This window comes from Cupriavidus basilensis (genome assembly GCF_008801925.2).
Lineage (GTDB): Bacteria > Pseudomonadota > Gammaproteobacteria > Burkholderiales > Burkholderiaceae > Cupriavidus > Cupriavidus basilensis.
Genome location: NZ_CP062803.1, coordinates 515,623 through 540,678 on the forward strand (window position 1 = coordinate 515,623; position 25,056 = coordinate 540,678).

A 25,056-nucleotide genomic window follows, 5' to 3' on the forward strand; every position below is an offset into this window, starting at 1 on the left:
TCAGAATCCGTGGGTCAGGGGTTGACGGGGGCGGTCGCCGGCTTGAGCGGCAGCGGACTGGCTGCGGCACCGCTGGCGGGCTGCTCCTGGCGCGGCGACAGCACGGCGCGCACGCGGCCCGACGGGCTGCCCGCGGTCGCGTTCTCGGCGCCGCCGCTGGCCGTGTAGAACTCGTTGCGGCTGTCATAGGTGATCACCGCGCCGCGGATCTCGTCGACCAGCTTTGCACCGGCAAGGCGGGCCATGCGGGCGCGCCCGATCAGCTTGGACAACTCCTGCTTGCCGTCATACTCGATGCGGTCGCCCCAGCCGTCGATGTACTCGTCGACGTTGTCGCGCTTCTGGCGGATATAGGCTTGCTTTGCGCCCTTGGAGGTCGCGACCGCGTACTGGTAGCCCTCAGGATCGGTACGGACTTCGGCCGCGTCGGATTTGAGCACCATGGTGCCCTTGGTCAGCACTACGTTGCCGGTCAGGACATAGACCTGCTTGACGTCATCGTAGCTGGCATTGTCGGCCTCCAGGACCAGCGGCTTATCGCGGTCGGCCTTTTCGGCGCTGGCGGGCGCGGCCAGCGTGAGGCCAAGGACGGCGGCCAGCGTCAGCAAAGCGGCCGTGCTGCGGCGCAGACAGGACGAAGTCGTCGGGAATGGATTCATGTTGGCGTGATGGCGGTTGACGCGGGCGGCTGGTGCCCGCGGGCGGCTTCTGGGCTACTTTGCGGGACTCGCCGGCGGCGGTCCCGTGATGATGGTGCCGCGTACGTTACCCAGCAATTGTACTTCGCGAGTGACATTGTTGAAGACCAGGCCGTTTGCGGTCATCACCGACGGGCCGCGGGTCAGCTTGACAGCCTTGTCGGTCTTGACGATGTCATCGTTCACCAGCACCTGGAAGTACTCCGAGGCGGCCGTCATCTGTGGGTCCTTGGCGGGGTCGGGGCCCTGGGCGCGCACGATGAAGGCATTGCCGAACAGGTCGATGACCGAGCCTTCCGCGTTCATCGTGCCGCGATCGGAGTGGCCGGTGACGGGCGGACGGTCGATTTCGTAGGAACGCATGGCCGGGCGCGTCACGTCGTAGGTCTGGTCGTCCTCGAAGTGGATCATCTTGTCGCCGGTGAAGCGCAGCTTGGTGTTGCCGTCCTCGGCAAGCTCGGTCGCGGAAAAACGGATCATGTAGTAATCCGGTTCATGCTTCTTGCCTACCGGCCCGGTGTCCGCTTCTTTCGGGGAGTTGACCTGCACCAGCCAGAAGGTGCTGCCCGCCACCAGTGCCATCAGCAGCAGGGGCAGGGCTCGCATGGCAAGCCGGCTCAGGGAGGACAGGATTTCCCGCATAGGCATGGGCTCTGGCCTCAGATGACCTTGGCGCGGGTCAGGTCGTGGATGTGGAGCGCGCCGACCAGGCGCCGCTCTGCGTCGACCACCAGCATCTGGTTGATGCGGTTCGCCTCCATGACCTGCACGGCTTCCACGGCCAGCTGGTCCGGCCCGACGGTATGCGGCGTGCGGTGCATGACTTCGCTGATGGGTACGGTCTTCCAGTCGCGCGGGGTTTCGAGCAAGCGGCGCAGGTCGCCATCGGTGAAGACACCGATCAGGCGGTCGTCCGGGTCCACCACCGCGGTCATTGCCATGCCTTTGCGGGTGATTTCCATCAGGGCCTGTGCCAGCGGCGTGCTCTCGCGCACCTTGGGCACCGCGTTGCCGCTGCGCATGACGTCGCGCACGTGGGTCAGCAGCTTGCGCCCGAGCGCGCCGCCCGGATGCGAGCGGGCAAAGTCTTCCTCGCCGAAGCCGCGGGCATCCAGCACCGCCACCGCGAGCGCGTCGCCCATCGCCAGTGCGGCGGTGGTGCTGGCGGTCGGGGCCAGGTTGAGCGGGCAGGCTTCTTTTTCCACGCCGGCATTGAGGTGCGCGTCGGCCAGCTTGGCCAGCGTGGATGCGGGGTTGCCGGTCACGGAGATGAGCTTGGCACCGATGCGCTTGACGATCGGGACGATCGAAAGCAACTCGGCGGTCTCTCCGGAGTTGGAAAAAGCGATCAGCACATCGTCGCGCGTGACCATGCCCAGGTCGCCGTGGCTGGCTTCGGCCGGATGCACGAAGAACGCGGGCGTGCCGGTCGAGGCCAGCGTGGCCGCGACCTTGCGGCCGATATGGCCCGACTTGCCGATGCCGGAGACGACGACGCGCCCGCTGCAATTGAGCGTCAGTTGCACGGCCTGCGCAAATCCGTCGTCCAGGCGGCCCGCGAGGGCAGCAACGGCGTCGGCTTCGATCTGGAGGGTTTCGCGAGCGAGCCTAAGTGCTCGATCCGCATTGAAATTAGCTATCATGGCGACGAAGTATACCAACGAATGCGATGGCGCTTGGGCTGTTCCTGGGATCGGGCAGCGAGGGCGGCCATCGCGCTTGCCGTAATCCGCCGGCAGGGCCGCCCGCACCGGGCCGGCCCGGTGCCCGGCGCGGCGTACCTGACCCTGTCGATGCACTCTCCGCTGGACCTTACCCTTGTCCTGCTCGCCGCCGCCGTGTTTGGCGTGGTCGCGTTTCGCATGTTGCAGTTGCCGCCGATGCTGGGGTACCTGGTCGTGGGCATCCTGATCGGGCCGCACGCGCTCGGCCTGGCCAGCGACACCGCGCAAACCAAATACCTGGCCGAGTTCGGCGTGGTCTTCTTGATGTTCTCGATCGGCCTGGAGTTTAGCCTGGGCAAGCTCAAGGCGATGAAACGGCAGGTGTTCGGCCTGGGCGGCTCGCAGGTGGTGCTGTCGCTCCTGGCCGTGATTCCGGCAAGCTGGGCGTTCAACTGGCTGTTTCCGCTGTCCTGGCAGGCTTCGGTGGCGCTGGGCGGCGCGCTGGCCATGTCATCCACCGCCATCGTGTCCAAGATGCTGTCGGAGCGGCTGGAGCTGGAGAGCGAGCACGGGCGCAACATCATCAGCATCCTGCTGTTCCAGGACCTGGCCGTGGTGCCGCTGCTGATCGTGATCCCGGCGCTCTCGCGCGATCCGGGCGACCTGATGATGGCGCTGGGCCTGGCCACGGTGAAGATCGTGGTGGCCCTGAGCCTGATCTTCTTCGTCGGCCAGCGTCTCATGAGCCGCTGGTTCCACATCGTGGCCGCGCGCCGCTCGCAAGAGCTGTTCATGCTCAACCTGTTGCTGGTCACGCTGGGCATGGCCGCGCTGACCGAGCGGCTCGGCCTGTCGATGGCGCTGGGCGCCTTCATGGCTGGCATGCTGATCTCCGAGACGCCCTATCGCCATCAGGTGGAGGAGGACATCAAGCCCTTCCGCGACGTGCTGCTGGGGTTGTTCTTCGTCACCATCGGCATGTTGCTCAATATCCATGTGGTGCTCGATCACTTGTGGCTGGTGCTGGCGCTGCTGGTGGTGCCCATTGTCTTCAAGCTGGTGCTGATCTCCGGCCTGGCCCGCTTGTTCGGTTCGCGCCAGGGGGTGGCGATCCGTACCGGCCTGGGCCTGGCGCAGGCCGGCGAGTTCGGCTTCGTGCTGCTTAACCAGATCGACGGCCTGAACCTGGTCGACCCGGTGCTGATCCAGGTCATCCTGGCTTCCATGCTGTTGTCGATGCTGGCGGCGCCGTTCCTGATCCAGTACAGCGACGCCATCGTGCTGCGCTTTACCGCCAACGAATGGCTGATGCAGTCGCTCAACATGACGCGCATCGCGGCGCAGAGCCTGCAGACCGAGAAGCACGCCATCATCTGCGGGTTTGGCCGCAGCGGCCAGAACCTGGCGCACATGCTGGAGCGCGAGGGCATCACCTACGTGGCGCTGGACCTCGACCCGGACCGGGTGCGTGAAGCCGCCGGCGCGGGCGACACGGTGGTGTACGGCGACGCCGGCCGGCGCGAGGCGCTGATCGCGGCTGGCCTGCATCGCGCGGCAGCCTTGATCATCACTTACAACAACACGCCCTCGGCCCTCAAGGTGCTGCACCATGTGCAGGAGCTGGAGCCGGCGCTGCCCGTGATCGTGCGCACCATGGACGACTCGGAGCTCGACATCCTGCAAAAGTCAGGCGCCACCGAGGTGGTGCCGGAAAGCATCGAGGGCAGCCTGATGCTGGCCTCGCACGCGCTGGTGCTGCTGGGCGTGCCGATGCGGCGCGTGGTGCGCGGGGTGCAGGAGGCGCGCGATGCGCGCTACAGCCTGCTGCGCGGCTACTTTCACGGCCGCGACGACGAGGAAGACATGGTGGAGCGAGAGTCCGTGCGCCTGCACTCCATTTCGCTCGGCCCGGAGGCCACCTCGGTGGGGCGGCGCCTGGGCGCGCTCGGGCTGGACCGTATCGGGGTGGAGGTGACGGCGGTGCGCCGGCGTGGCATCCGCGCGTTCGATCCGGAGCCCGATACCGTACTGGAGCCGGGCGATATCGTGGTTTTGCGCGGCCAGCCAGAGGCGCTGGAAGCGGCCGAGGCGCGCATGCTGGCCGGCTGAGCCCGCGCTATGCGCTCAGTCGCGCAAGTTCGGGTTCATGCCGCCACGCGGCTGCCGGCGTGCGCCTCTTCTGCCCACGATGGCGGCAGGCCCTCCAGCACGGAGCGCGCATCGAGCGAGCCGATCGGTATGCGCGGGTCGGCGGGAATACGGCCTTCGCCTTGCAGCATCAGGTAGCGCAGGCAGCATACGCGCAGGAAGGACGTGAAGTTTGCGGCCTCGCCCCGGTAGGCGACCAATTCATCGTGCAGCCGGGTGATGAGCTGGCCCACACTCATGCCGTCGCGGCGCGCCAGGGTTTCGAGCACTTCCCAGAACAGGCTTTCCAGCCGGATGCTGGTGGCCACGCCATGCAGCCGGAGCGAGCGGGACTGGCCCTGGTACGACTGCGGGGTGGCCCGGATGAAGATTTCACACATAGAAGAACTCCCGTGCTTAACGGCCCGCGATAGCCATAGGCAGGCTCGCGGGCCGCGTTCGGTAGCCTCTAATGTACGATCCTGGTGCCCAGGACGGCAAGGAACTGCGCCAGCCATGCCGGGTGCGCGGGCCAGGCCGGTGCGCTTACCAGGTTGCCATCGGTGTAAGCCTGGTCGACCGGAATGTCGGCATATTTTCCGCCCGCCAGGCGCACTTCGGGCGCGCAGGCCGGATAGGCCGAGCAGGTGCGGCCTTCCAGCACGCCGGCCGCGGCTAGCAGCTGGGCGCCGTGGCACACCGCGGCGATCGGTTTGTTGGTGCTGGCAAAGTGCCGCACGATCTCCAGCACCCGCTCGTTAAGGCGCAGGTATTCCGGGGCGCGCCCGCCCGGAATGACCAGCCCGTCGTAGGCCGCCGGATCCACATCGGCAAAGCTCGCGTTCAGCGCGAAGTTGTGGCCGCGCTTTTCGCTATAGGTCTGGTCGCCCTCGAAATCATGGATGGCGGTGGGGCAGCTGGCGCCGGCCGTCTTGTCCGGACACACCGCATGGACCGTGTGGCCCACCATCTGGAGTGCCTGGAAAGGCACCATGGTTTCATAATCTTCGGCGTAGTCGCCGACCAGCATCAAGATCTTTTTCGCCATCGCTGTCTCCTGTATGGTTACGGTTGTCCCGGGGGAGCCACGCACGCAAAGCGTGCCATCCGCCCAGGCGCTGCCCATTGTGTTGCCGTTTGCGGCAGCCCGGGTGGTAACCCATTACCGCATCCAGCCTGCCGGTTTGGCAGGCTGCCCGAACGAGTCCCCATGCCCAACACCACTATCCAGTCGTCCGCCCTTGGCGACGTTACCCACTACCTGCGCGAGCGCATCCGTACCGTGCCGGACTGGCCCCAGCCCGGCGTGATGTTCCGCGACATCACGCCGCTGCTGCAGGATCCCAAGTCCCTGCGCGTGCTGATCGACGTCTTCGTGCACCGCTACATGGACGCCAGGCTCGATGTGGTGGCCGGCATCGACGCCCGCGGCTTTATCCTGGGCGCCATCTTGGCGTACGAGCTGAACCTGGGCTTCGTGCCGATCCGCAAGAAGGGCAAGCTGCCGTTCGAGACCGTGGCCGAGGAATATGAACTGGAGTACGGCAGCGCCACGGTAGAAATCCACGCCGATGCCTGCAAGCCGGGTGATCGTGTGCTGCTGGTGGATGACCTGATCGCCACCGGCGGCACCATGATGGCTGGCCGCAAGCTGCTCGAGCGGCTGGGCGCCACCGTGGTGGAAGGCGCCGCCATCGTCGACCTGCCCGAGCTTGGCGGCTCGCGCCACCTGCTGGATAGTGGCCTGCCGCTGTTCACGGTTTGCCGCTTTGACGGGCATTGACCTGCATTGACGGCCGCTCTCCGAGCGGCTTGCGCATTGGGCTTGCGGCCATTTCCACCGCGTGGACATGGCGTTGCCCACACATGCCTGCGGGCGCATAATGCCCCATTGACGACGATACGATGGCCGGGCGAAATCTTGCGATCCGCAATGGAGGCACCGGTCACATAAGGGCATAAGGGCGCAGCATGGGCGTACTACTTCATTTGCTTTCCGGCGTGGCGCTGCTGGTGTGGGGCACCAACATCGTCAAGGTCGGCATCCTGCGCGTGTATGGCGCCAACCTGCGCCACGTGCTTTCGTCCAGCATTTCCAACCGGTTCACGGCCTTTGCCGCCGGCCTTGGCGTGACCGGCCTGGTCCAGAGCAGCAACGCGACCGCCGTCATCGTCAGCTCCTTCGTCGGCCAGGGCCTGATTGCCGTGGCCCCGGCGCTGGCCATCATGCTGGGCGCCAACGTCGGCACCGCCATCATGGTGCAGGTGTTCTCGCTGGACCTGTCCTGGCTGTCGCCGCTGCTGATTTTCGTTGGCGTGATCCTGCATCTGTCCTGGAAGGGCAACAAGCCTGGCCACGTGGGCCGCGTACTGATTGGCCTGGGGCTGATCACGCTGGCGCTGGAGCTGATCTCCATTGCCACCCGCCCCGTGGTGGAAGCGGCCGGCGTCAAGGTGTTGTTCGGCACGCTCACCGGAGACCCCACGCTGGACATGCTGATTGGCGCCTTCCTGACCATCCTTTGCTATTCGAGCCTGGCGGTGGTGCTGTTCTGCGGGGCGCTGGCCTCGGCCGGGGTGGTGTCCCTGCATGTGGCGATGGCGCTGGTGCTGGGCGCCAACCTGGGCTCGGGCATTTCCGCGCTGCTGACCACCTCGGGCAACAACCAGCCCGGCAAGCGCGTCACGCTGGGCAACCTGCTGTCGCGCCTGCTCGGCTGCGTGATCGCGCTGCCGTTGCTGGGGCAGGCCGAACGCCTGCTGGCGCTGGTCGATGCCGATCCACAGCGGCTGGTCGTGAATTTCCACCTGCTCTTCAATGTGGCGCTGGCGGTGCTGCTGCTGGGCGCCACCGGTCCGCTGGCGCGCCTGTGCGAGGCGGTGCTGCCCGGGCGCAACACCGGCGATAGCCAGGTTACCCCGCGCCACCTCGATCCCGCCGCGCTGCCCACGCCGGCGCTGGCGCTGTCCAATGCCGCGCGCGAGGTGCTGCGCATCGGCGACCGCATCGAGCAGATGCTGGACAACATGCTGCGCGTGCTGCGCACCAACGATGCCAAGCTCGCCACCGCCACCTGCCGCATCGACGACGAGGTGGACGATCTCTACACCGCGATCAAGCTCTACCTGACCCGGATCAGCCTGGAGGCGCTGGACGAGCGCGACGGCCGGCGCTGGACGGAGATCATCTCGCTCACCATCAACCTCGAGCATGCCGGCGACATCATCGAGCGCATCCTGCAGGACGCGCGCGAAAAGAAGATTGCCCACAACCTGGCCTTCTCGGAAGCGGGCATGCAGGAGATCTCGCAGATGCACGCGCGCGTGGTGGCCAACCTGCGGCTCGGGCTGTCGGTCTTCCTCTCCGGCGACCTGAAAAGCGCGCAGCAACTGATGGCGGAGAAGGCGACCTTCCGCGAGATGGAGCGCCAGTACGCGCGCACCCACCTGCAACGCATCGCCGTGCAGACCGCCGAGAGCATCGAGACCAGCTCGCTGCACCTCGACGTGATCAGCGATCTCAAGCGCCTGAATTCGTTGTTCTGCGCCACCGCCTACCCGGTGCTGGAAGACGCTGGCGTGCTTAACCGCAGCCGCATGAAGGAAGATGATGGCGAGCCCCCGGCCAGGGCGGTGCCGTCTGCGCAGGCGCACTGAGGCGTCACCAAGGAACCCTAAGGAGCCGCTAGGGAGGGCTACAGCTTGTAGCCGATCTCCCGCAGCAGGTTCCGCCGCGCGGCAATGTCGGCCTCGGATTCCAGCCCGAGCGGCGAAGCGCCATCCACCACGCCAAGCACCGCGCGCCCCTGCGCGGTCTGCGCTACCACCACCTCGGTCGGGTTTGCCGTGGCGCAATAGATCCGGCATACCTCCGGCACCGCGCGCACGGTCGCGAGCACATTGACCGGATAGAAGCCGTCGCCAAGGAACAGCAGGAAGCAGTGGCCGGCGCCGATTGCCAGCGCGTTCTGGCATGCCAGGTCGATCATCGCCTCGTCGGTGCCGGACCAGCGCACCAGGCGCTTGCCCGAGGCCTCGCAGAACGCTAGTCCAAAGCGGATGCCCGGCACCGCGCCGGCCAGCGCCTCGTGGATGTCGTCCACGGTCTTGATGAAGTGGGATTGCCCGAAAAGGAAGTTGGTCGCCTCGGGCTTGGCGATCGGCACTACGGTGAGTTCCATGGCCGTGCTCCTGCATTGGCCTGTGCCAGCCCGCGAAAAAGGGCTTCAAGAGGCGCGGCCTTCCGCAGTCTATGGTAGGCCGGGCAAGGTCGAATGCAAGGCGCCGCGCCGGCCTACTTCGAGGAAGGCGGGCGGCGCCTGCGGCGCGCGCGCTGCAGCATCGCGGCGATGGCCACAAGCACGGCCGCGCCGCCCAGCGTCAGCGCCAGATTGCCGGATACAGCGCCGCTCGCCTTGGCAGGTGCCTGGGCAGCGCTGGCGGCGCTGGCCTCCCGGGCAGCTGGCGCTGGCGGGGCGGATGCCGCTGGCGCGGCAGGTTCATCCAGCGCTCGCGCCGCCGGCGCGGCCAGGTCGATCGGCGTGACGGTGGCTTGCGCCACGGCCGGGCCGGCAACGGCGGCGCCGCCGAGCAGCAGCGCGCATTGCCAGGCGCACAGGATGAGGCCGAATCGCGTGCGCACCGTGGTCAGCGGCGCTCGAGCAGCGGCGCCAGGTACTTGCCGGTGAAGCTCGCGCGGCTAGCCGCCACTGTCTCCGGCGTGCCCTTGGCGATCACCTGGCCACCGCCCGCACCGCCCTCCGGGCCCATGTCGAGCAGCCAGTCCGCGGTCTTGATCACGTCCAGGTTGTGCTCGATGATGACCACCGTGTTGCCCTGGTCGCGCAGCTTGTGGATGACCTTGAGCAGCAGCTCGATATCGTGGAAGTGCAGGCCCGTGGTGGGCTCGTCCAGGATGTAGAGCGTGCGGCCGGTGTCGCGCTTGGACAGCTCCAGCGACAGCTTGACGCGCTGCGCCTCGCCGCCCGAGAGCGTGGTGGCGGACTGGCCCAGCCGGATATAGCCAAGGCCCACGTCCAGCAGCGTCTTGAGCTTGCGCCGCACGACAGGCACCGCCAGGAAGAACTCGTGCGCGTGCTCTACCGTCATGTCCAGCACTTCGTGGATGTTCTTGCCCTTGTAGAGCACCTCCAGCGTTTCGCGGTTGTAGCGCTTGCCGTGGCAGACGTCGCAAGGCACGTACACGTCCGGCAGGAAGTGCATCTCGACCTTGATCACGCCATCGCCCTGGCAGGCCTCGCAGCGCCCGCCCTTGACGTTGAACGAGAAGCGGCCCGGATCGTAGCCACGCTCCTTGGCGGAGGGCACGCCCGCGAACAGCTCTCGGATCGGCGTGAACAGGCCGGTGTAGGTGGCGGGGTTGGAGCGCGGGGTGCGGCCGATCGGGCTCTGGTCGACGTTGATGACCTTGTCGAAATGCTCCAGCCCGTCGATGCGGTCGTGCGCGGCCGGCTCCGCCGTGGAGCCATACAGGTGGCGCGCCACCGCGTGGTAGAGCGTGTCGTTGATCAGCGTCGACTTGCCCGAGCCGGACACGCCGGTCACGCAGGTGAGCAGGCCCACCGGGATCTCGGCGCTGACGTTGCGCAGGTTATTGCCGGTGGCGTTGATGATGCGCAGCAGCTTTTCCTCGTCGGGCGCGGCACGCTCTTTCGGCACCTCGATGCGGCGCGCGCCGGACATGTACTGCCCGGTGAGCGAATTGGCCGACTGCTCGATCTGCTGCGGCGTGCCTTCGGCCACGATCATGCCGCCGTGCACGCCGGCGCCGGGGCCGATGTCGACCACGTAGTCGCAGGCGCGGATCATGTCTTCGTCGTGTTCCACCACCAGCACGGAGTTGCCGATGTCGCGCAGGTGCTTGAGCGTGCCGATCAGGCGGTCGTTGTCGCGCTGGTGCAGGCCGATGGACGGTTCGTCCAGCACGTACATCACGCCGGTCAGGCCGGAGCCGATCTGCGACGCCAGCCGGATGCGCTGCGCCTCGCCGCCCGACAGCGTGTCGGCGCTGCGCTCGAGCGACAGGTAATCCAGCCCCACGTTGTTGAGGAAGTTCAGGCGCGCGCTGATTTCCTTGACGATCTTGTCGGCGATCTCGCGCTTGGCGCCGTGCATGTCCAGCGTGAGGAAATAGGTGAGCGCGTCGCGCAGCGGCCAGCCGTTGATCTCGTAGATGGCGCGCGCCTGGTCGTTCTCGCCCAGCTTGACGTGGCGCGCCTCGGTGCGCAGGCGGGTTCCGTGGCAGGCGGGGCAGGCCTGGTTGTTCTGGTACTTGGCGAGCTCCTCGCGCACCGCGATGGAGTCGGTCTCGCGGTAGCGGCGCTCCAGGTTGGGAATGATGCCCTCGAAGGCATGCTCGCGCACCGTGGTGCGGCCACGTTCGTTCATGTAGGTGAACGGGATCTCCACGTCGCCCGAGCCGTGCAGCACGACTTCCTGCACCTCGGCCGGCAGGTCCTCGAAGGCCGTATCGAGCTCGAAGTCGTAGTAGGCCGCCAGGCTTTGCAGCATCTGGAAGTAAAACTGGTTGCGGCGGTCCCAGCCCTTGATGGCGCCCGAGGCCAGCGACAGGTTGGGGAAGGCCACCACCCGCTTGGGATCGAAGAAGGTGATCTGGCCCAGGCCGTCGCAGCTCGGGCAGGCGCCCATCGGGTTGTTGAACGAGAACAGCCGCGGCTCCAGCTCCTGCAGCGAGTACGAGCAGATCGGGCAGGCAAACTTGGAGCTGAACCCGTGCTCCTGGTTGGTGTCGATCTCCAGCGCGATGGCGCGGCCGTCGGCCAGGCGCAGCGCGGTCTCGAACGATTCCGCCAGTCGTTGCTTGATGTCCGGGCGCACCTTGACGCGATCCACCACCACGTCGATGGAATGCTTCTCGGTCTTTTTCAGCTTGGGCAGCGCGTCCACCTCGTAGACCACCGCCGGCGCCTCATGCGTGGTGCCGCCGCCGGAGCGGATGCGAAAGCGCACGAAACCCTGGGCCTGCATGGTGTCGAACAGGTCGGAATGTTCGCCCTTGCGGTTGGCCACCACCGGCGCCAGGATCATCAGCTTGGTGTCTTCCGGCAGCGCCAGCGCGGCGTCGACCATCTGCGAGACGCTTTGCGCCTGCAACGCCAGGTTGTGGTCTGGGCAGTAAGGCGTGCCGGCGCGTGCGAACAGCAGCCGCAGGTAATCGTGGATCTCGGTGACCGTGCCCACGGTCGAGCGCGGGTTGTGGCTGGTTGCCTTCTGTTCGATGGCGATCGCGGGCGATAGCCCCTCGATCAGGTCGACGTCCGGCTTTTCCATCAGTTGCAGGAACTGGCGCGCGTAGGCCGACAGCGATTCCACGTAGCGGCGCTGGCCCTCCGCGTACAGGGTATCGAAGGCGAGCGAGGACTTGCCCGATCCGGACAGCCCGGTAATCACGATCAGCTTGTTGCGCGGCAGATCGAGATTGATGTTCTTCAGGTTGTGGGTACGGGCACCACGGATTCTAATTTCTTCCATATACCGATTGTCTTCGCCAGGCGGGGCCGCCGGTCAGGTCGACAGGCCGGGTCTCACGGAATTTCAAGAAAAAAGCATGCCAGCAGGGCCGCAGCCGGCCCGCGCCGGGGCTCGCGGTGTCCGATTCGGAGCCGAAAGCGCAGCGGAGCAAACCTGTTAATATACCGAACTTCGGTTTCCGGGGGTTGCTTGGGCCATGAGACTGCGCCCTGCAGCAACGGTGGCAGAAGCGTCGCAACTTCCGCTCCGGCCATGGATCGAAGTTGTCGCCGCCCCGTCAGCATTGGGGTGATGCGGTGCGTGTGCGGTGCACGACCCGGCAATCCGTCATAGAAATTCCCCACGATCGCAATGTCGTCGATCCATAGCTCCTCCCAAGATGCGGCCAAGGCCGACGATTCCAAGGTTCAGCCCGCTGCCGGGCGCGACCGCATGACCGGCATGGAAGTGCGGGCCAGCATTTCGCTCGCCAGTATCTTTGCGCTGCGCATGCTGGGCTTGTTCCTGATCCTGCCTGTGTTCGCTGAATATGCGCATGGCCTGCCCGATGGGCACGACGCCCAGCGCGTGGGCCTGGCCATGGGCATCTACGGCCTGATGCAAGCTTTCCTGCACATTCCTCTCGGCTGGCTGTCCGACCGCGTCGGCCGCAAGCCGGTGATGGTGGCGGGCCTGCTGCTGTTTGTCGCCGGCGGGCTGGTGGCGGCCAACTCCGACACGCTGTCCGGCATCATCGTCGGCCGCTCGCTGCAAGGCATGGGCGCGATCTCCGCGGCTATCACCGCCTGCATCGCCGACCTGACCCGCGAGCAGCATCGCACCAAGGCCATGGCCATGGTGGGCGGCAGCATCGGCCTGACCTTCGCGCTGTCGCTGGTGATTGCCTCGCCGCTGCTGCACAGCATCGGCATGCCCGGGATCTTCACGCTGATGTCGGTGCTGGGCGTGGTCGCCATCCTGGTGACCCTGTTCCTGGTGCCCACGCCGCCGCCGCCGCATCCGGTGCGGCTGCCGTTTCGCAGCGTGCTGCTCAACCCCGACCTGATCCGCCTGAACGTGGGCGTGCTGGCACTGCACGCGTCGCAGGTGGCCATGTTCATGGTGGTGCCGGCCATGCTCAGCGATGCCGGCATGCCGCTGGACCAGCACTGGAAGGTCTACCTGCCGGTGGTGCTGGTTTCCTTCGTGCTGATGCTCGCGCCGATGATGGCCGCCGAGCGCTATGGCAAGGTACGCCCCGTGCTGCTTGGCGCGGTTGGCCTGATGACCGCGGTGCAGCTGCTGTTTGCCGCTGTGCACGGACTGTGGGGCATCGTTGGCGTGTTGCTGCTGTTCTTCGTGGCCTTCAACGTGCTGGAGGCCATGCAGCCCTCGCTGGTATCGCGCTACGCCGCCGCCGCGCGCGGGGCGGCGCTTGGCGTCTACAACACCACGCAGGCGATGGGCCTGTTCCTTGGCGGCGCCGTGGGTGGGTGGCTGCTCAAGCACGAAGGCCGCAGCGCGGTCTTCATCGGCTGCGCCGTGGTGCTCCTGCTCTGGCTTATAATCGCCTGGAACATGAAGTCGCCGCCGGCCCGGAAAAGCAGTGCCCAGGCCGTCGCTGCCTGAAGTTGGCGGCCAGCGGTCATTGGTCCGCAAAGGCAGCCCGCATCACTTCGTATAGCTTTTTGCCGTAATCAGGCACTAGCATGACCGCGCGCCCGACTTCTTGGCCGGGGGCGCGTTATTCGTTTACGCATCAGTCAACAGTCAAGGCATCGCCACGCCGCTTGCAGCAGAGGGCGTGGCCCTGGGAGAACATTCACATGGCATCGATCAACAAAGTCATCCTCGTCGGCAACCTGGGCGCGGATCCGGAAACCCGCTACCTGCCCAGCGGCGACGCCGTGAGCAACATCCGCCTGGCGACCACCGATCGTTACAAGGACAAGACCAGCGGCGAGATGAAGGAAGCCACCGAGTGGCACCGCATTGCCTTCTTCGGCAAGCTGGCCGAGATCGCCGGCCAGTACCTGCGCAAGGGCTCGCAGGTCTATATCGAAGGGCGCATCCGCACCCGCAAGTGGACCGACCAGTCCGGCGTGGAAAAGTACAGCACCGAAATCGTGGCTGAGCAAATGCAGATGCTGGGCTCGCGCCAGGGCATGGGCGGTGGCGGCGGCGGCGGTGGCGACGACATGGGCGGTGGCGGCGGTGGCTACGGTGGTGGCCGCGAATCGTCGGGCGGCGGCGGTGGTTACGGCGGCGGTGCGCGCAGCGGTGGCGGCCAGGCTGCCGGTGGCCAGCAAGGTGGTGGCGCGCGTCGCCAGCAGCAGGCTCCGTCGAACGGCTTTGAAGACATGGACGACGATATTCCGTTCTAAGTCGTTCTGAGCATCCCTGCCATCCCAGGCCGACACAGTCGGTACGGCCTGCACCGGCAAACAAAAAACCCCGGGAGTCGTTGGCTCCCGGGGTTTTCTGTTTCTTGGCTCCTCGAAGGCGCCGCGCGTGCTCAGTGCGGCATGGCGGTGAAGTCCAGCGCGTTGGTCAGGTCGCCCATGGCCTTGCCCTTGTTGGCGAGCAGGGCGGTATCGCGTTGCTGCAGGCCCGGCAGGGTCGGCAGGACAAAGCGGCGGGTGATGAAGCGCAGCGCCGAGGCCGTGTCGTATTGCGTGTGGTCGACAAAGCCCTTCTTCACATACGGCGACACCAGGATCGCCGGGATGCGCGTGCCCGGGCCCCAGCGGTCGCCGGTGGGCACTTGCGCGTGGTCGTAGAAGCCGCCGTTTTCGTCGTAGGTGACGAGGATCAGCATGTTCTTCCACTGCGGGCTCTGCTGGAGCTGCGCGATCACGCTGGCGATATGCTTGTCGCCGTCGGCCACGCTCGCGTAGCCGGGGTGCTGGTTCAGGTTGCCCTGCGGCTTGTAGAAGGTGACCGCAGGGAGGTTGCCGGCGGCGGCGTCCTGCAGGAACTGGCTGTCGAAGTCCTTCAGGTGCGCGCTGCGGTTGGCGGCCTGGGTGACCGGGTCGAAGTTGGCGTAGTAGTTGAACGGCTGGTGGTGCGCCTGGAAGTTGGGCACCGTGTTGTTGTAGATGGCGGTCGGGTCCTGGGTGGCCTTGGCCCAGGCACCGGCGTACCAGGCCCAGCTCACGCCGCGCGCGTTCAGCAGGTCGCCAATGGTGGTCTGGGTCTGCGGCGGCAGCGTGGTCGCCTTGGTGGGGTCGGCGTAGAGGCCCGTGGTGTCGGTGGTGGCGGGCTTGTTGCCGCTAGGCTGGTAGTCCGGCTGCATGGTGTTGACCGCGTAGAACATGCCGCTGGCGTCCTTGGGCGTCAGCGTGCTGTCGTTCTGGTACACCGCCTTGCCGGAGAGGACCGAGGTGGGGTTGCCGGTGCCGGGGGTCAGGCGCACGAAGTTGCCGTTGGCGTCGACGTCGATCGCGGAGATCGAATTCTTGGCCGGCGAGGTGGCTGCGTCGGCGTTCGGGTACTGCGGCGCGCAGGCGCAGATCAGGTACTGGTGGTTCAGGAACGAGCCGCCGAAGGCACCCATGTAGAAGTTGTCGGCCAGCACATATTGCTTGGCCAGTTGCCACATCTGCATCTGGCTGCCGTCGTAGTAGCCCATCGACAGGCCGCCCGCGTCCGAGAACGCGGCGTACTTGTCGTTCTTGCCGCCGTTGATCTGCATCTGGTTGTTGTAGAAGCGGTGCACCAGGTCGCGCGTGGTGACGTCTTGCGAAACCAATGTGCCGGTGCCGTTGATGCCGCCAGACAAAAGCGGATTGTCGATCTGGAACGGCTTGTTCGGCCAGTTGGCGGTGCTGGCCTGCGGCAGTTGCACGGCTTGCCCTGCCGCCGTGAGCCCGCCCCAGGTCGGCGGCAGCACCGGCAGCACGGAGCCATCGAAGTCCTTCTGCGGCTCGGCGGTGCCGGTCGAGGCGGGGTTCACGCCGGGGATGCCGTTGGCGCCCGGGAACAGGCCGTAGAGATTGTCGAAGCCGCGGTTCTCGGCATAGATCACCACCACGGTCTTGATGTTGTCGAGGGCGACCCGCTTGGCGACGCCGTCGCGCAGCGCCTGGGCGATGTCGCCGCCGCCGGCCACCGCGTCGGCGATCAGGTCGATGGTCTGGTCGATCTCTGCCTGCAGGGTTGCCTTGATGGCCTTGTCGGTTTCCTTGTTGTGGTCGGCCAGCAGCTTGTCTGCCGTCACGCCGATGCGGGCGGCCAGACGTGCCTTGGCTGCGGTGAGGTCGCCGCCGTTGGACTCCATGAGTGCGACCAGTTCGGTCGTAATCGCGCTGAGCACGCCGTTGGCGCCGGCCGGTGCGCGGAACACCAGCGGACGGGTCACGGCTGCGTGGCCGCCGGTGTCATCGTTGCGGAAGGCGTCGCTGCCGATCTCGGCGGCGATCGCGCCCTGGCCGGTGAGCGTAAAGGCGCCGTTCTTGTCGGTGTAGGTGCTGGTCTCCGTGCTTTCGCACTTGCCATTGTTATTGGCATCGATGCAGACCTTGGCGTGCTCGAAATAGCTGCCGGTCACCACGCCCGAGGTGGTGAGGGCAGCAGTGGAGTCGCTGCCGCCGCAGGCGGCCATGGCAGCGGCGGCCACCGCTGCAAGGGGATAAAGTCTTAAGGCTCGGCGCATGGAATATCCTTTTTTCGTTATGTATAGGCGGTTTTTTTTGGGACAGCCGCGTGATTCTCGCGCCGCACCATGTCAGATTGATGATGGCGCCGGGACGAGAGAAAGATATCCGGCCGTGCATGACACGCCGCTGTCATGCACGCGTGCTAGCGTGACTGCCCATTCCTGAATCTTCTGTGCCTGGGCTGCCGCATCCATCACACCCTGGCCATTCCACTTCGCCGCACAGATGCCACCGCGCTTTGTTCTGCCGCCAGTTCCTTCCCCGATCCGCCGCCTTGCCACCGGGGCCGTGCTGCTGGTTTTCGCCCTGACCCTGGCGGGCTGTGGCAAGCCCGGACAGGAGGGCGTGGCCGCGGCCCCGGCATCCGCGCCGGCCGCCAGCCAGGTCGCCGCGCCTTCGCGGCCAGCCTATGCCGACGCGTTCTACACCATGATGGCAACGCGCCGGCCGCAGGTGCCGGCCATGGCCGCGCTTGGCAAGGCGCTGTTCTTTGATCCCGCGTTGTCGGCGTCCGGCCGGCTCGCGTGCGCAAGCTGCCACAGCCCGGAACACGCCTATGGGCCAGCCAACGACCTGTCGGTGCAACTGGGCGGCCCCGACATGCTGCACACCGGCGCGCGCGCGGCGCCGTCGCTGCGCTATGTGCAGAATGTGCCGCCGTTCTCCGAGCATTTCCACGAGAACGACGGCAACGACAGCGAAGACCAGGGCCCCACCGGCGGCCACAACTGGGACGGGCGGGCGTCTTCCACGCACGAGCAGGCCGGCATTCCCCTGCTGTCCCCGCATGAGATGGCGAACGCGGACGCGGCGGCGGTGGCCGCCAGGCTGCGCGCCGGCAAGCATGCGCAGACCTTGCGCGAGGTGTTCGGCGCCGACATCCTGGAGCGCGACGAGGTCGCCTTCCAGGCCGCGCTGATGGCGCTCGAGGTGTTCCAGGAAACGCCGTCCGAGTTCTATCCCTACAGCAGCAAGTACGATGCGTTCCTGCGGCGGCAAGTCAAGCTGAGCGAGCAGGAAGCGCGCGGCCTGCGCCTGTTCAACGATCCCGCCAAGGGCAACTGCGCGGCCTGCCACCCCAGCGCGATCAGCGCCGATGGCGTCTTTCCCGCTTTCAGCGATTTTGGCTTCATTGCGCTAGGCGTGCCGCGCAACCGCAAGCTGGCGGTCAATGCCGATCCGGCCTTCTTCGACATGGGCCTGTGCGGGCCGGATCGCACCGACCTGAAGGCGCGCGCCGAGTACTGTGGGCTGTTTCGCACGCCTGGTTTGCGCAACGTGGCGCAACGCAAGACCTTCTTCCACAACGGCGCCTTTCATTCGCTGGAAGAGGTGTTGCGTTTCTACGTGCAACGCGACAGCAATCCCGGCAAGTGGTATCCGCGCAAGGCCGATGGCAGCATCGACAAGTTCGACGACCTGCCGGCGCGGTATCGTGACAACGTCAATATGGAGCCTCCGTTCGGCGGCGCGCCCGGCAGCAAGCCCACCCTGTCGGAGGCGGAGATCCGCGACGTCATCGCGTTCCTGAAGACCCTCAACGACGGCTACCGCTTGCCTGCAACCCATTGAGGCGTTCTGGCGGCAGTGGCTGTTCGCTGGTACCTGCGGATTAGCGCGCATTGGTGGGTGAGCACGGGCCCGGCAACGGGCCGGGCGCCTCGCAAGCCTTTCCTTTTTCCAATCCGTCCCCATTTCCTCCTGACACCGTGCTGTCAGGAGATGTCAGCGCCACACTTCAGCGCGCGGCACGCTGCCGTCCTTCGGGATAGGATAGCGGCCTGACCGTACCAATACCGCGATTCGCGATGGCTTTCGCCGCGCTCCCGGGGCCTGTGTGCCCTGCCAGGCCCGTCTTCGCCAATCGCACGCCGCACGCAAGCCACCAGCTAGCCACTCGCAAGCCACGCCTTAAAGGACGCATCCCATGTCATCCGGTGTCATCCGTATTCGCGGAGCCCGTCAGCACAATCTCAAGAATCTCGACCTCGACCTGCACACCGGCGAAATGACCGTGGTGACGGGGCCGTCGGGCTCGGGCAAATCGAGCCTGGTGTTCGATACGCTCTACGCCGAAGGGCAGCGGCGCTATGTCGAAACCTTCAGCGCCTATGCGCGCCAGTTCCTGGACCGCATGGACCGGCCGCAGGTGGACCGGGTGGACGGCGTGCCGCCGGCCATCGCCATCGACCAGACCAACCCGGTGCGCAGTTCGCGCTCCACGGTCGGCACGATGACGGAGCTCAACGATCACCTGAAGCTGCTGTACGCGCGCGCCGCCGAGCTGTTTGACCGCCAGACCGCGCAGCCTGTGCGGCATGACTCGCCTGAGACCATCTACGCGGAGCTGCAAGCACGTGCCGCCCAGGGCGATCCGCGCCTGGTCGTCACCTTCCCGGTGGAACTGCCGGAAACCACCACCGATGCCGAGATCGAGCAGTGGCTCTCCGTCAGCGGCTACACGCGCGTGCAGGCGCAGCGCGTGGTGGCCTCGCCCACCGGCCCGCGCAAGGTGCTGGACGTGGTGGCCGACCGCTTCCGCCTGGGCAATACCGAAAAGGTGCGGGTGCTGGAAGCCATCGAGGCCTCGATCAAGCGCGGCAGCGGCCGGGTCAACGTCTACGTGATCGACGCGGCGGACGAGGGCGCGCAGGCGCAGGTGTGGCGGTTCTCGACCGGCCTGCACAGCCCGGAAAGCGATATCCGCTATGCCGATCCGCAGCCCGCGCTGTTCTCCTTCAACTCCGCCTACGGCGCCTGCGAGACCTGCCGCGGCTTCGGCCGCGTAATTGGCGTGGACCTCGGCCTGGTGATCCCGGACGAGCGCAAGACGCTGCGCGGTGGTGCCATCAAGCCGATGCAGACGCCGGCCTGGAAGGAGTGCCAGGACGACCTGATGCGCTACGCCGCCAAGGCCGGCATCCCGCGCGATGTGGCGTGGTCAAGCCTTACCCCGGCAGAGCGCGCCTGGGTCATCGACGGCTCGCCGGACTGGAATGGCAAGTGGAATACGCACTGGTATGGCGTCAAGCGCTTCTTCGACTACCTGGAGTCGAAGGCGTACAAGATGCACATCCGCGTGCTGCTATCGAAGTACCGCAGCTATACGCCGTGCGAGACCTGCGGCGGCGCGCGGCTGAAGACCGAGGCGCTGTTGTGGCGCCTGGGCAGCAAGCCGGGTGCGGACGCCGTATGCGCGCCGGACAAGCGCTTCCTGCCGCGCGGCGTGGACTGGGACCGCACGCAGCTCGAAGCGCTGCCGGGGCTCACCGTGCACGACCTGATGCTGATGCCGATCGAGCGCATCCGCAAGTTTTTCGACGAGCTCACGCTGCCGAGCCTGATGCTCGATGACGCGCTCAAGCTGCTGCTGGCCGAAGTGCGCACGCGCCTGAAATACCTGTGCGACGTGGGCTTGGGCTACCTCACGCTGGACCGCCAGAGCCGCACGCTGTCCGGCGGCGAGGTGCAACGGATCAACCTGACCACCGCACTCGGCACCTCGCTGGTCAAGACGCTGTTCGTGCTGGACGAGCCCAGCATCGGCCTGCACCCGCGCGACCTGAACCGCATCGTCGAGGCCATGCATCGCCTGCGTGACGCCGGCAATACGCTGGTGGTGGTGGAGCACGATCCTTCGGTGATGCTCGCGGCTGACCGGCTCATCGACATGGGCCCCGGCCCGGGCGAGCGCGGTGGCAACATCATCTTTGACGGCACGCCCGCCGATATCCGCGGCTCGGGCACGCTCACCGGCGAGTATCTTGCCGGCCATCGCCAGGTGACCGATCTCTCCCGCTGGCAACCTCGCGCGGTTGACGCTGCGACGCCGCGCATCGTGCTCGAAGGCGCCTCCGAGCACAACCTGCGTGACGTCACCGTGGAGATCCCGCTGCAGCGCCTGGTATGCGTGACCGGCGTTTCCGGTTCGGGCAAGTCCACCTTGCTGCAGGACGTGCTGTATCCCGCCATGGCGCGCCAGTTCGGCAAGTCCACGGATGCGCCCGGCGCCTTTCGCAGCCTCACCGGCGCGGAACAGGTGGCCGATGTGGTGTTTGTCGACCAGTCGCCCATCGGCAAGACCGCGCGCTCCAACCCGGCCAGTTATGTGGGGGCCTTCGACGAGATCCGCAAGCTGTTCGCCAAGGCGCCCATGGCGCTGCAGCGCAGCTACACCGCCGGCATGTTCAGTTTCAACTCCGGCGACGGGCGCTGCCCTACCTGCGGCGGCTCGGGCTTCGAGCACGTCGAGATGCAGTTCCTCTCCGACGTCTACCTGCGCTGCCCGGATTGCGATGGACGGCGCTACCGCGCGGAAATCCTCGAAGTGAAGATCGAGCGCGCGCTGCCAGGCCAGCCGCCGCGCGCGCTCAGCGTGGCCGATGTGCTCGAGCTGACCGTGAGCGAGGCCGTGGCGTACTTTGCTGGCGACGCGGCGGTGCTGCGCGTGCTGCAGCCGATCGTCGACGTGGGCCTGGAATATGTGAAGCTGGGCCAGCCGGTGCCGACATTGTCGGGGGGCGAGGCCCAGCGGCTGAAGCTCGCCGGCTACCTGGCCGAGACCGCGCAGGCGAGCAATACGCGCGTCAAGCCGATGCCGTACGAGTGCAAGCTGTTCATGTTTGACGAGCCCACCACCGGGCTGCACTTCGACGACATCGCCAAGCTGATGCGCGCTTTCGGCAAGCTGCTCGATGGCGGCCACTCGCTGATCGTGATCGAGCACAACCTCGACGTGGTGCGCGCCGCCGACTGGATCATCGACCTCGGCCCCGAGGGCGGCGACGCGGGCGGTGAAGTGCTGTGCGTGGGCACGCCGGAAGACGTCAAGCGCTGCGCGCAATCGCATACCGGCAAGGCGCTGCTGCAATACGACCGCGCCGTCGGCCATGCCTTTGTCGCGGAGGACGCGGGCGTGCCTCTGCAGGCGGCCTTGCGCGCGGCGCGCGCGCGCCGCGCCATCGAAGGCGAGGACGTGGTGCGCATCGTCAACGCGCACGAGCACAACCTGAAGGCGCTCAACGTCGATATCCCGCACGGCAAATTCAATGTGATCACCGGTGTGTCGGGATCGGGCAAATCCACGCTTGCTTTCGACATCCTGTTCCATGAAGGGCAGCGCCGCTATCTCGAATCCCTCAATGCCTACGCGCGCTCCATCGTGCAGCCCGCAGGGCGGCCGGAGGTGGATGCGGTGTACGGCATTCCGCCCACCGTGGCCATCGAGCAGCGCCTGTCGCGCGGCGGCCGCAAGAGCACGGTAGCGACCACCTCCGAGGTCTGGCACTTCCTGCGGCTGATGTATGTGAAGCTGGGCATCCAGCATTGCATCCACGACGGCACGCCCGTGACTTCGCAAAGCCCCGAGTCCATCGCGGCGCAATTGCTGCGCGACTACAAGGGCCAGCATGTGGGCCTGCTGGCCCCGCTGGTGGTCAACCGCAAGGGGGTCTATACCGATCTGGCCAAATGGGCCAAGGCGCGCGGCAACACGCACCTGCGCGTGGACGGCGAATTCCTGCCGGTGGACCCGTGGCCGCGCCTGGACCGTTTCCGCGAGCACACCATCGAATTGCCGGTGGGTGACATCGTAGTGTCCGCGGACAACGAAGCCGCATTGCGCGCGCTGCTCGGGCAGGCGCTGGAAGCCGGCAAGGGCGTGATGCACCTGCTGGCGCCGCTCGATGGCCTGCAGCATGCCATGGGCAACGGCGGCACCGCTCGCGTTGGCAGCACTACGGTGTTCTCGACCAAGCGCGCCTGCCCGGTGTGCAGCACCAGCTATCCGGAACTGGACCCGCGCCTGTTCTCCTACAACAGCAAGCACGGCTGGTGCACCAGCTGCGTGGGTACCGGCCTGACGCTTACGCGTGAGCAGCGCGCGGCCTACGACGATACCGTGATGGCCGACGACAACCGCGGGCGCGAGCAGACGCTGCCCTCGGAGCAGCAAGAGCCCGACGACGTCGCCGATACCCCGTGCGCGGATTGCGGCGGCACGCGGCTGAACCCGGTGGCGCGCGCGGTCACCTTCGACGCGCACCCCATCGTGGAAGTGGCGCAGTGGACGGTGTCCGACACGCACCGCTGGGTGCAGGGCCTGCACCTGGCCGGGCGCGAAGGCGAGATCGCGCGCGACGTGGTAAGCGAGATCCGCAGCCGCCTGCAGTTCCTGGAAGAGGTTGGCCTGGGCTACCTGAGCCTGGATCGCGCTGCGCCCAGCCTGTCCGGCGGCGAGGCGCAGCGCATCCGGCTGGCGGCGCAGCTTGGCAGCAACCTGCAGGGCGTGTGCTACGTGCTTGACGAGCCCACCATCGGCCTGCATCCGCGCGACAACCAGATCCTGCTCGACGCCCTGCGCAAGCTCGGCGAGAAGGGCAACACGCTGGTGGTGGTGGAGCACGACGAGGACACCATCCGCCGCGCCGACCATATCATCGACATCGGCCCTGGCGCCGGCAAGCGCGGCGGCACGCTGGTGGCGCAAGGCGGCGTGGCCGCACTGTCGGCCAGTGCGGATTCGCTCACCGGGCAGTTCCTCGCCCATCCGATCCTGCATCCGTTGCAGCCGCGCCGTGAGGTCAAGCCGGAAGGCAAGAACAGCGCGGCCGTACCTGAGCGCTGGCTGACCGTGCACAACGCCACGAAGCACAACCTGCGCAACGTGACCGCAAGCATTCCGCTGGCGCGGCTGGTTGCCATCACGGGCGTCAGCGGCTCCGGCAAGTCCACGCTGGCGCGCGATGTGCTGATGGCCAACCTGCTCGACGCGGTGGGCCGCTCGGTGATGTCGTCGCCGGCCACCCGGCGCGCGCGCAAGGCGGCGGGCAGCGAGGCGCCCGCGCGCTCGCAGGCCACGGCGCGCACCGAGCCGCGCCGCAAGCTGGAGGTCACGCACAACTGGCAGGGCTGCGAGTCCATCACCGGGTATGAGAGCATCGACCGCGTGCTCGAGGTCGACCAGACCCCGATCGGCAAGACGCCGCGCTCCTGCCCGGCCACGTATATCGGCGTGTGGGACACCATCCGCAAGCTGTTCGCGCAGACGCTGGAGGCCAAGGCGCGCGGCTATTCCGCCTCGCGCTTTTCCTTCAACACCGGCGACGGGCGCTGCCCGGCCTGCGAGGGACAGGGCGTGCGCACCATCGGCATGAGCTTCCTGCCGGACGTGAAGGTGCATTGCGATGTCTGCCACGGCCAGCGCTTCAACCCGGAGACGCTGGCGGTCACCTGGCGCGGCAAGAATATCGGCGACGTGCTGACGATGGAGATCGACGAGGCGGTGGAGTTCTTCTCCGCCATGTCCAATATCGCGCACCCGCTGCAGCTGATGAAGGACGTGGGCCTGGGCTACCTGACGCTGGGCCAGCCGTCGCCCACGCTGTCCGGCGGCGAGGCGCAGCGCATCAAGCTGGTGACCGAGTTGTCCAAGGTGCGGGACGACATCACCCGCCGTGGGCAGCAGGCGCCGCACACGCTGTACGTGCTGGATGAGCCTACCGTGGGCCTGCACATGGCCGATGTGGCCAAGCTGATCCGCGTGCTGCACCGGCTGGCCGATGGCGGGCACAGCGTGGTGGTGATCGAGCATGATCTCGACGTGATCGCCGAGGCGGACTGGATCCTCGACCTGGGCCCGGAGGGCGGCGTGGCGGGCGGCGGCATTGTCGCCGCGACCGACCCCGAGGGGCTGGTGCGGGTGCGGGCCAGCCACACCGGCGCGGCGCTGGCGCCGGTGCTGGCCCGCGGCAAGGCGGCTGGCAAGGCAGCGCCAGAGAGCGGCAACGACGCCGGGCACCGCCTTGCGGCGGCGCAGTAAAGCCAGCACGGCGGCCTCGCCCCTACCCGGAGGGCGAGGCTGCAGGCCATTTTCACCCGGCGGCCCCGGTAGCTGACACAATGACGGATTCAGCCACTGGTGGCCGCCGCCGGTCCAGCCGTGCGCCACAGAGGTGGCGGCCGGGCGGGCCATGCGTAGCCGCCGCATGACAGCGTGATAGCAAAACCCCTTTCCCTTTTCTCCCTCCTCTGCCTACCCGCCATCGTGACGGCGCTTTGGCTCGCCCTGGCCAGCACGTCCGCGCTGGCGGCACCCGCTGCCGCATCGGACGCCAGCGGCGCACGCGCGCCTGCCAAGGCGGGCAAGCGCGCGGCCTCGGCGCCGACGCCAACCTCCCGGGCCGTTCAGCAAGCCACCACCGCGCCGCAGGTCAACCACGACCAATACGCACTGCGCCCCGAGCGCGACGTGCAGCCGCGCAGCAGCTTTGGCCTGCGGATGAAACCCGGCTGGCCGCAGCAGGACGATTCCGCCGGGCCCGGGCGTTAGCCAGCCAGCTCGGCATGCTGCCGGGCATACCGGCGGCAGTGCCTTTGCGGTACGCTCTGTGGGTTCCGTAGTCCGACCCGCAGTCCGAC

The 25,056-nt window shown here is 67.1% G+C and carries 17 protein-coding genes; 8 read left to right on the forward strand and 9 right to left on the reverse strand.

The genetic code is table 11. The annotated features are described in order from the left end of the window. Positions 1 to 14 precede the first annotated feature (14 nt). The 3 genes from lptA to F7R26_RS02330 are packed head-to-tail and all read right to left on the reverse strand — an operon-like array spanning position 15 to position 2,341. Complete coding sequence (gene lptA / locus F7R26_RS02320) at positions 15 to 659, reverse strand: lipopolysaccharide transport periplasmic protein LptA (RefSeq protein ID WP_150991812.1); 645 nt, start codon at positions 657 to 659, stop codon at positions 15 to 17. Between the two features lie 54 nt (positions 660 to 713). Further along, entirely contained in the window at positions 714 to 1,340 is a 627-nt protein-coding gene (gene lptC / locus F7R26_RS02325) for an LPS export ABC transporter periplasmic protein LptC (RefSeq protein WP_150991856.1), read from the reverse strand. Positions 1,341 to 1,357: 17 nt separating this feature from the next. Further along, the gene (locus F7R26_RS02330; RefSeq protein ID WP_150991810.1) at positions 1,358 to 2,341 is read right to left on the reverse strand and encodes a KpsF/GutQ family sugar-phosphate isomerase; all 984 of its coding nucleotides are present in this window, start codon (positions 2,339 to 2,341) and stop codon (positions 1,358 to 1,360) included. A 150-nt stretch (positions 2,342 to 2,491) separates the two neighbouring features. Here F7R26_RS02330 and F7R26_RS02335 point away from each other — a divergent pair, with 150 nt between their 5' ends. Then, the gene (locus tag F7R26_RS02335) at positions 2,492 to 4,471 is read left to right on the forward strand and encodes a monovalent cation:proton antiporter family protein (RefSeq protein ID WP_150991854.1); all 1,980 of its coding nucleotides are present in this window, start codon (positions 2,492 to 2,494) and stop codon (positions 4,469 to 4,471) included. 35 nt (positions 4,472 to 4,506) lie between these two features. Here F7R26_RS02335 and F7R26_RS02340 read toward each other — a convergent pair whose 3' ends face one another. Together F7R26_RS02340 and F7R26_RS02345 are read right to left on the reverse strand one after the other, a co-directional pair. After that, positions 4,507 to 4,890, reverse strand: a complete 384-nt coding sequence (locus tag F7R26_RS02340) for a ribbon-helix-helix domain-containing protein (RefSeq protein WP_043343452.1) — start codon at positions 4,888 to 4,890, stop codon at positions 4,507 to 4,509. A gap of 68 nt (positions 4,891 to 4,958) precedes the next feature. Next, complete coding sequence (locus tag F7R26_RS02345) at positions 4,959 to 5,537, reverse strand: DJ-1/PfpI family protein (RefSeq protein WP_150991807.1); 579 nt, start codon at positions 5,535 to 5,537, stop codon at positions 4,959 to 4,961. A gap of 162 nt (positions 5,538 to 5,699) precedes the next feature. Here F7R26_RS02345 and F7R26_RS02350 point away from each other — a divergent pair, with 162 nt between their 5' ends. Continuing rightward, positions 5,700 to 6,272: an adenine phosphoribosyltransferase gene (locus F7R26_RS02350; protein ID WP_150991805.1), complete on the forward strand. Its 573-nt coding sequence runs from the start codon at positions 5,700 to 5,702 to the stop codon at positions 6,270 to 6,272. 188 nt (positions 6,273 to 6,460) lie between these two features. Continuing rightward, the gene (locus tag F7R26_RS02355) at positions 6,461 to 8,146 is read left to right on the forward strand and encodes a Na/Pi cotransporter family protein (protein ID WP_150991803.1); all 1,686 of its coding nucleotides are present in this window, start codon (positions 6,461 to 6,463) and stop codon (positions 8,144 to 8,146) included. 38 nt (positions 8,147 to 8,184) lie between these two features. Here the strand turns inward: F7R26_RS02355 and F7R26_RS02360 are convergent, their stop codons facing one another. The 3 genes from F7R26_RS02360 to uvrA (F7R26_RS02370) all read right to left on the reverse strand — a co-directional run bounded on the left by F7R26_RS02360 (position 8,185) and on the right by uvrA (F7R26_RS02370) (position 12,001). Continuing rightward, positions 8,185 to 8,670, reverse strand: a complete 486-nt coding sequence (locus tag F7R26_RS02360) for an adenosine-specific kinase (protein ID WP_150991801.1) — start codon at positions 8,668 to 8,670, stop codon at positions 8,185 to 8,187. Positions 8,671 to 8,783: 113 nt separating this feature from the next. After that, positions 8,784 to 9,131, reverse strand: coding sequence for a hypothetical protein (locus F7R26_RS02365; protein WP_150991798.1), 348 nt, complete (start codon positions 9,129 to 9,131; stop codon positions 8,784 to 8,786). Positions 9,132 to 9,136: 5 nt separating this feature from the next. Next, the gene (gene uvrA, locus F7R26_RS02370; protein ID WP_150991795.1) at positions 9,137 to 12,001 is read right to left on the reverse strand and encodes an excinuclease ABC subunit UvrA; all 2,865 of its coding nucleotides are present in this window, start codon (positions 11,999 to 12,001) and stop codon (positions 9,137 to 9,139) included. Positions 12,002 to 12,352: 351 nt separating this feature from the next. Between uvrA (F7R26_RS02370) and F7R26_RS02375 the strand changes: the two genes are divergently transcribed. Both F7R26_RS02375 and ssb read left to right on the forward strand, forming a co-directional pair. Then, positions 12,353 to 13,609 carry an MFS transporter gene (locus tag F7R26_RS02375; protein WP_150991792.1) on the forward strand — a complete coding sequence of 419 codons (1,257 nt, stop codon included), beginning with the start codon at positions 12,353 to 12,355 and terminating at the stop codon, positions 13,607 to 13,609. A 197-nt stretch (positions 13,610 to 13,806) separates the two neighbouring features. Further along, complete coding sequence (gene ssb / locus F7R26_RS02380; protein ID WP_150991789.1) at positions 13,807 to 14,364, forward strand: single-stranded DNA-binding protein; 558 nt, start codon at positions 13,807 to 13,809, stop codon at positions 14,362 to 14,364. Between the two features lie 131 nt (positions 14,365 to 14,495). Here the strand turns inward: ssb and acpA are convergent, their stop codons facing one another. Further along, positions 14,496 to 16,634, reverse strand: a complete 2,139-nt coding sequence (gene acpA / locus F7R26_RS02385) for an acid phosphatase (RefSeq protein WP_150991786.1) — start codon at positions 16,632 to 16,634, stop codon at positions 14,496 to 14,498. 229 nt (positions 16,635 to 16,863) lie between these two features. Here acpA and F7R26_RS02390 point away from each other — a divergent pair, with 229 nt between their 5' ends. The 3 genes from F7R26_RS02390 to F7R26_RS02400 all read left to right on the forward strand — a co-directional run bounded on the left by F7R26_RS02390 (position 16,864) and on the right by F7R26_RS02400 (position 24,967). After that, the gene (locus F7R26_RS02390) at positions 16,864 to 18,210 is read left to right on the forward strand and encodes a cytochrome-c peroxidase (protein WP_170301993.1); all 1,347 of its coding nucleotides are present in this window, start codon (positions 16,864 to 16,866) and stop codon (positions 18,208 to 18,210) included. Positions 18,211 to 18,565: 355 nt separating this feature from the next. After that, a complete protein-coding gene (uvrA, locus tag F7R26_RS02395) occupies positions 18,566 to 24,457 on the forward strand; it encodes an excinuclease ABC subunit UvrA (protein ID WP_193692115.1) in 5,892 nt (1,963 codons plus the stop codon). 225 nt (positions 24,458 to 24,682) lie between these two features. Then, positions 24,683 to 24,967: a hypothetical protein gene (locus F7R26_RS02400; RefSeq protein WP_150992911.1), complete on the forward strand. Its 285-nt coding sequence runs from the start codon at positions 24,683 to 24,685 to the stop codon at positions 24,965 to 24,967. Positions 24,968 to 25,056: the final 89 nt, after the last annotated feature.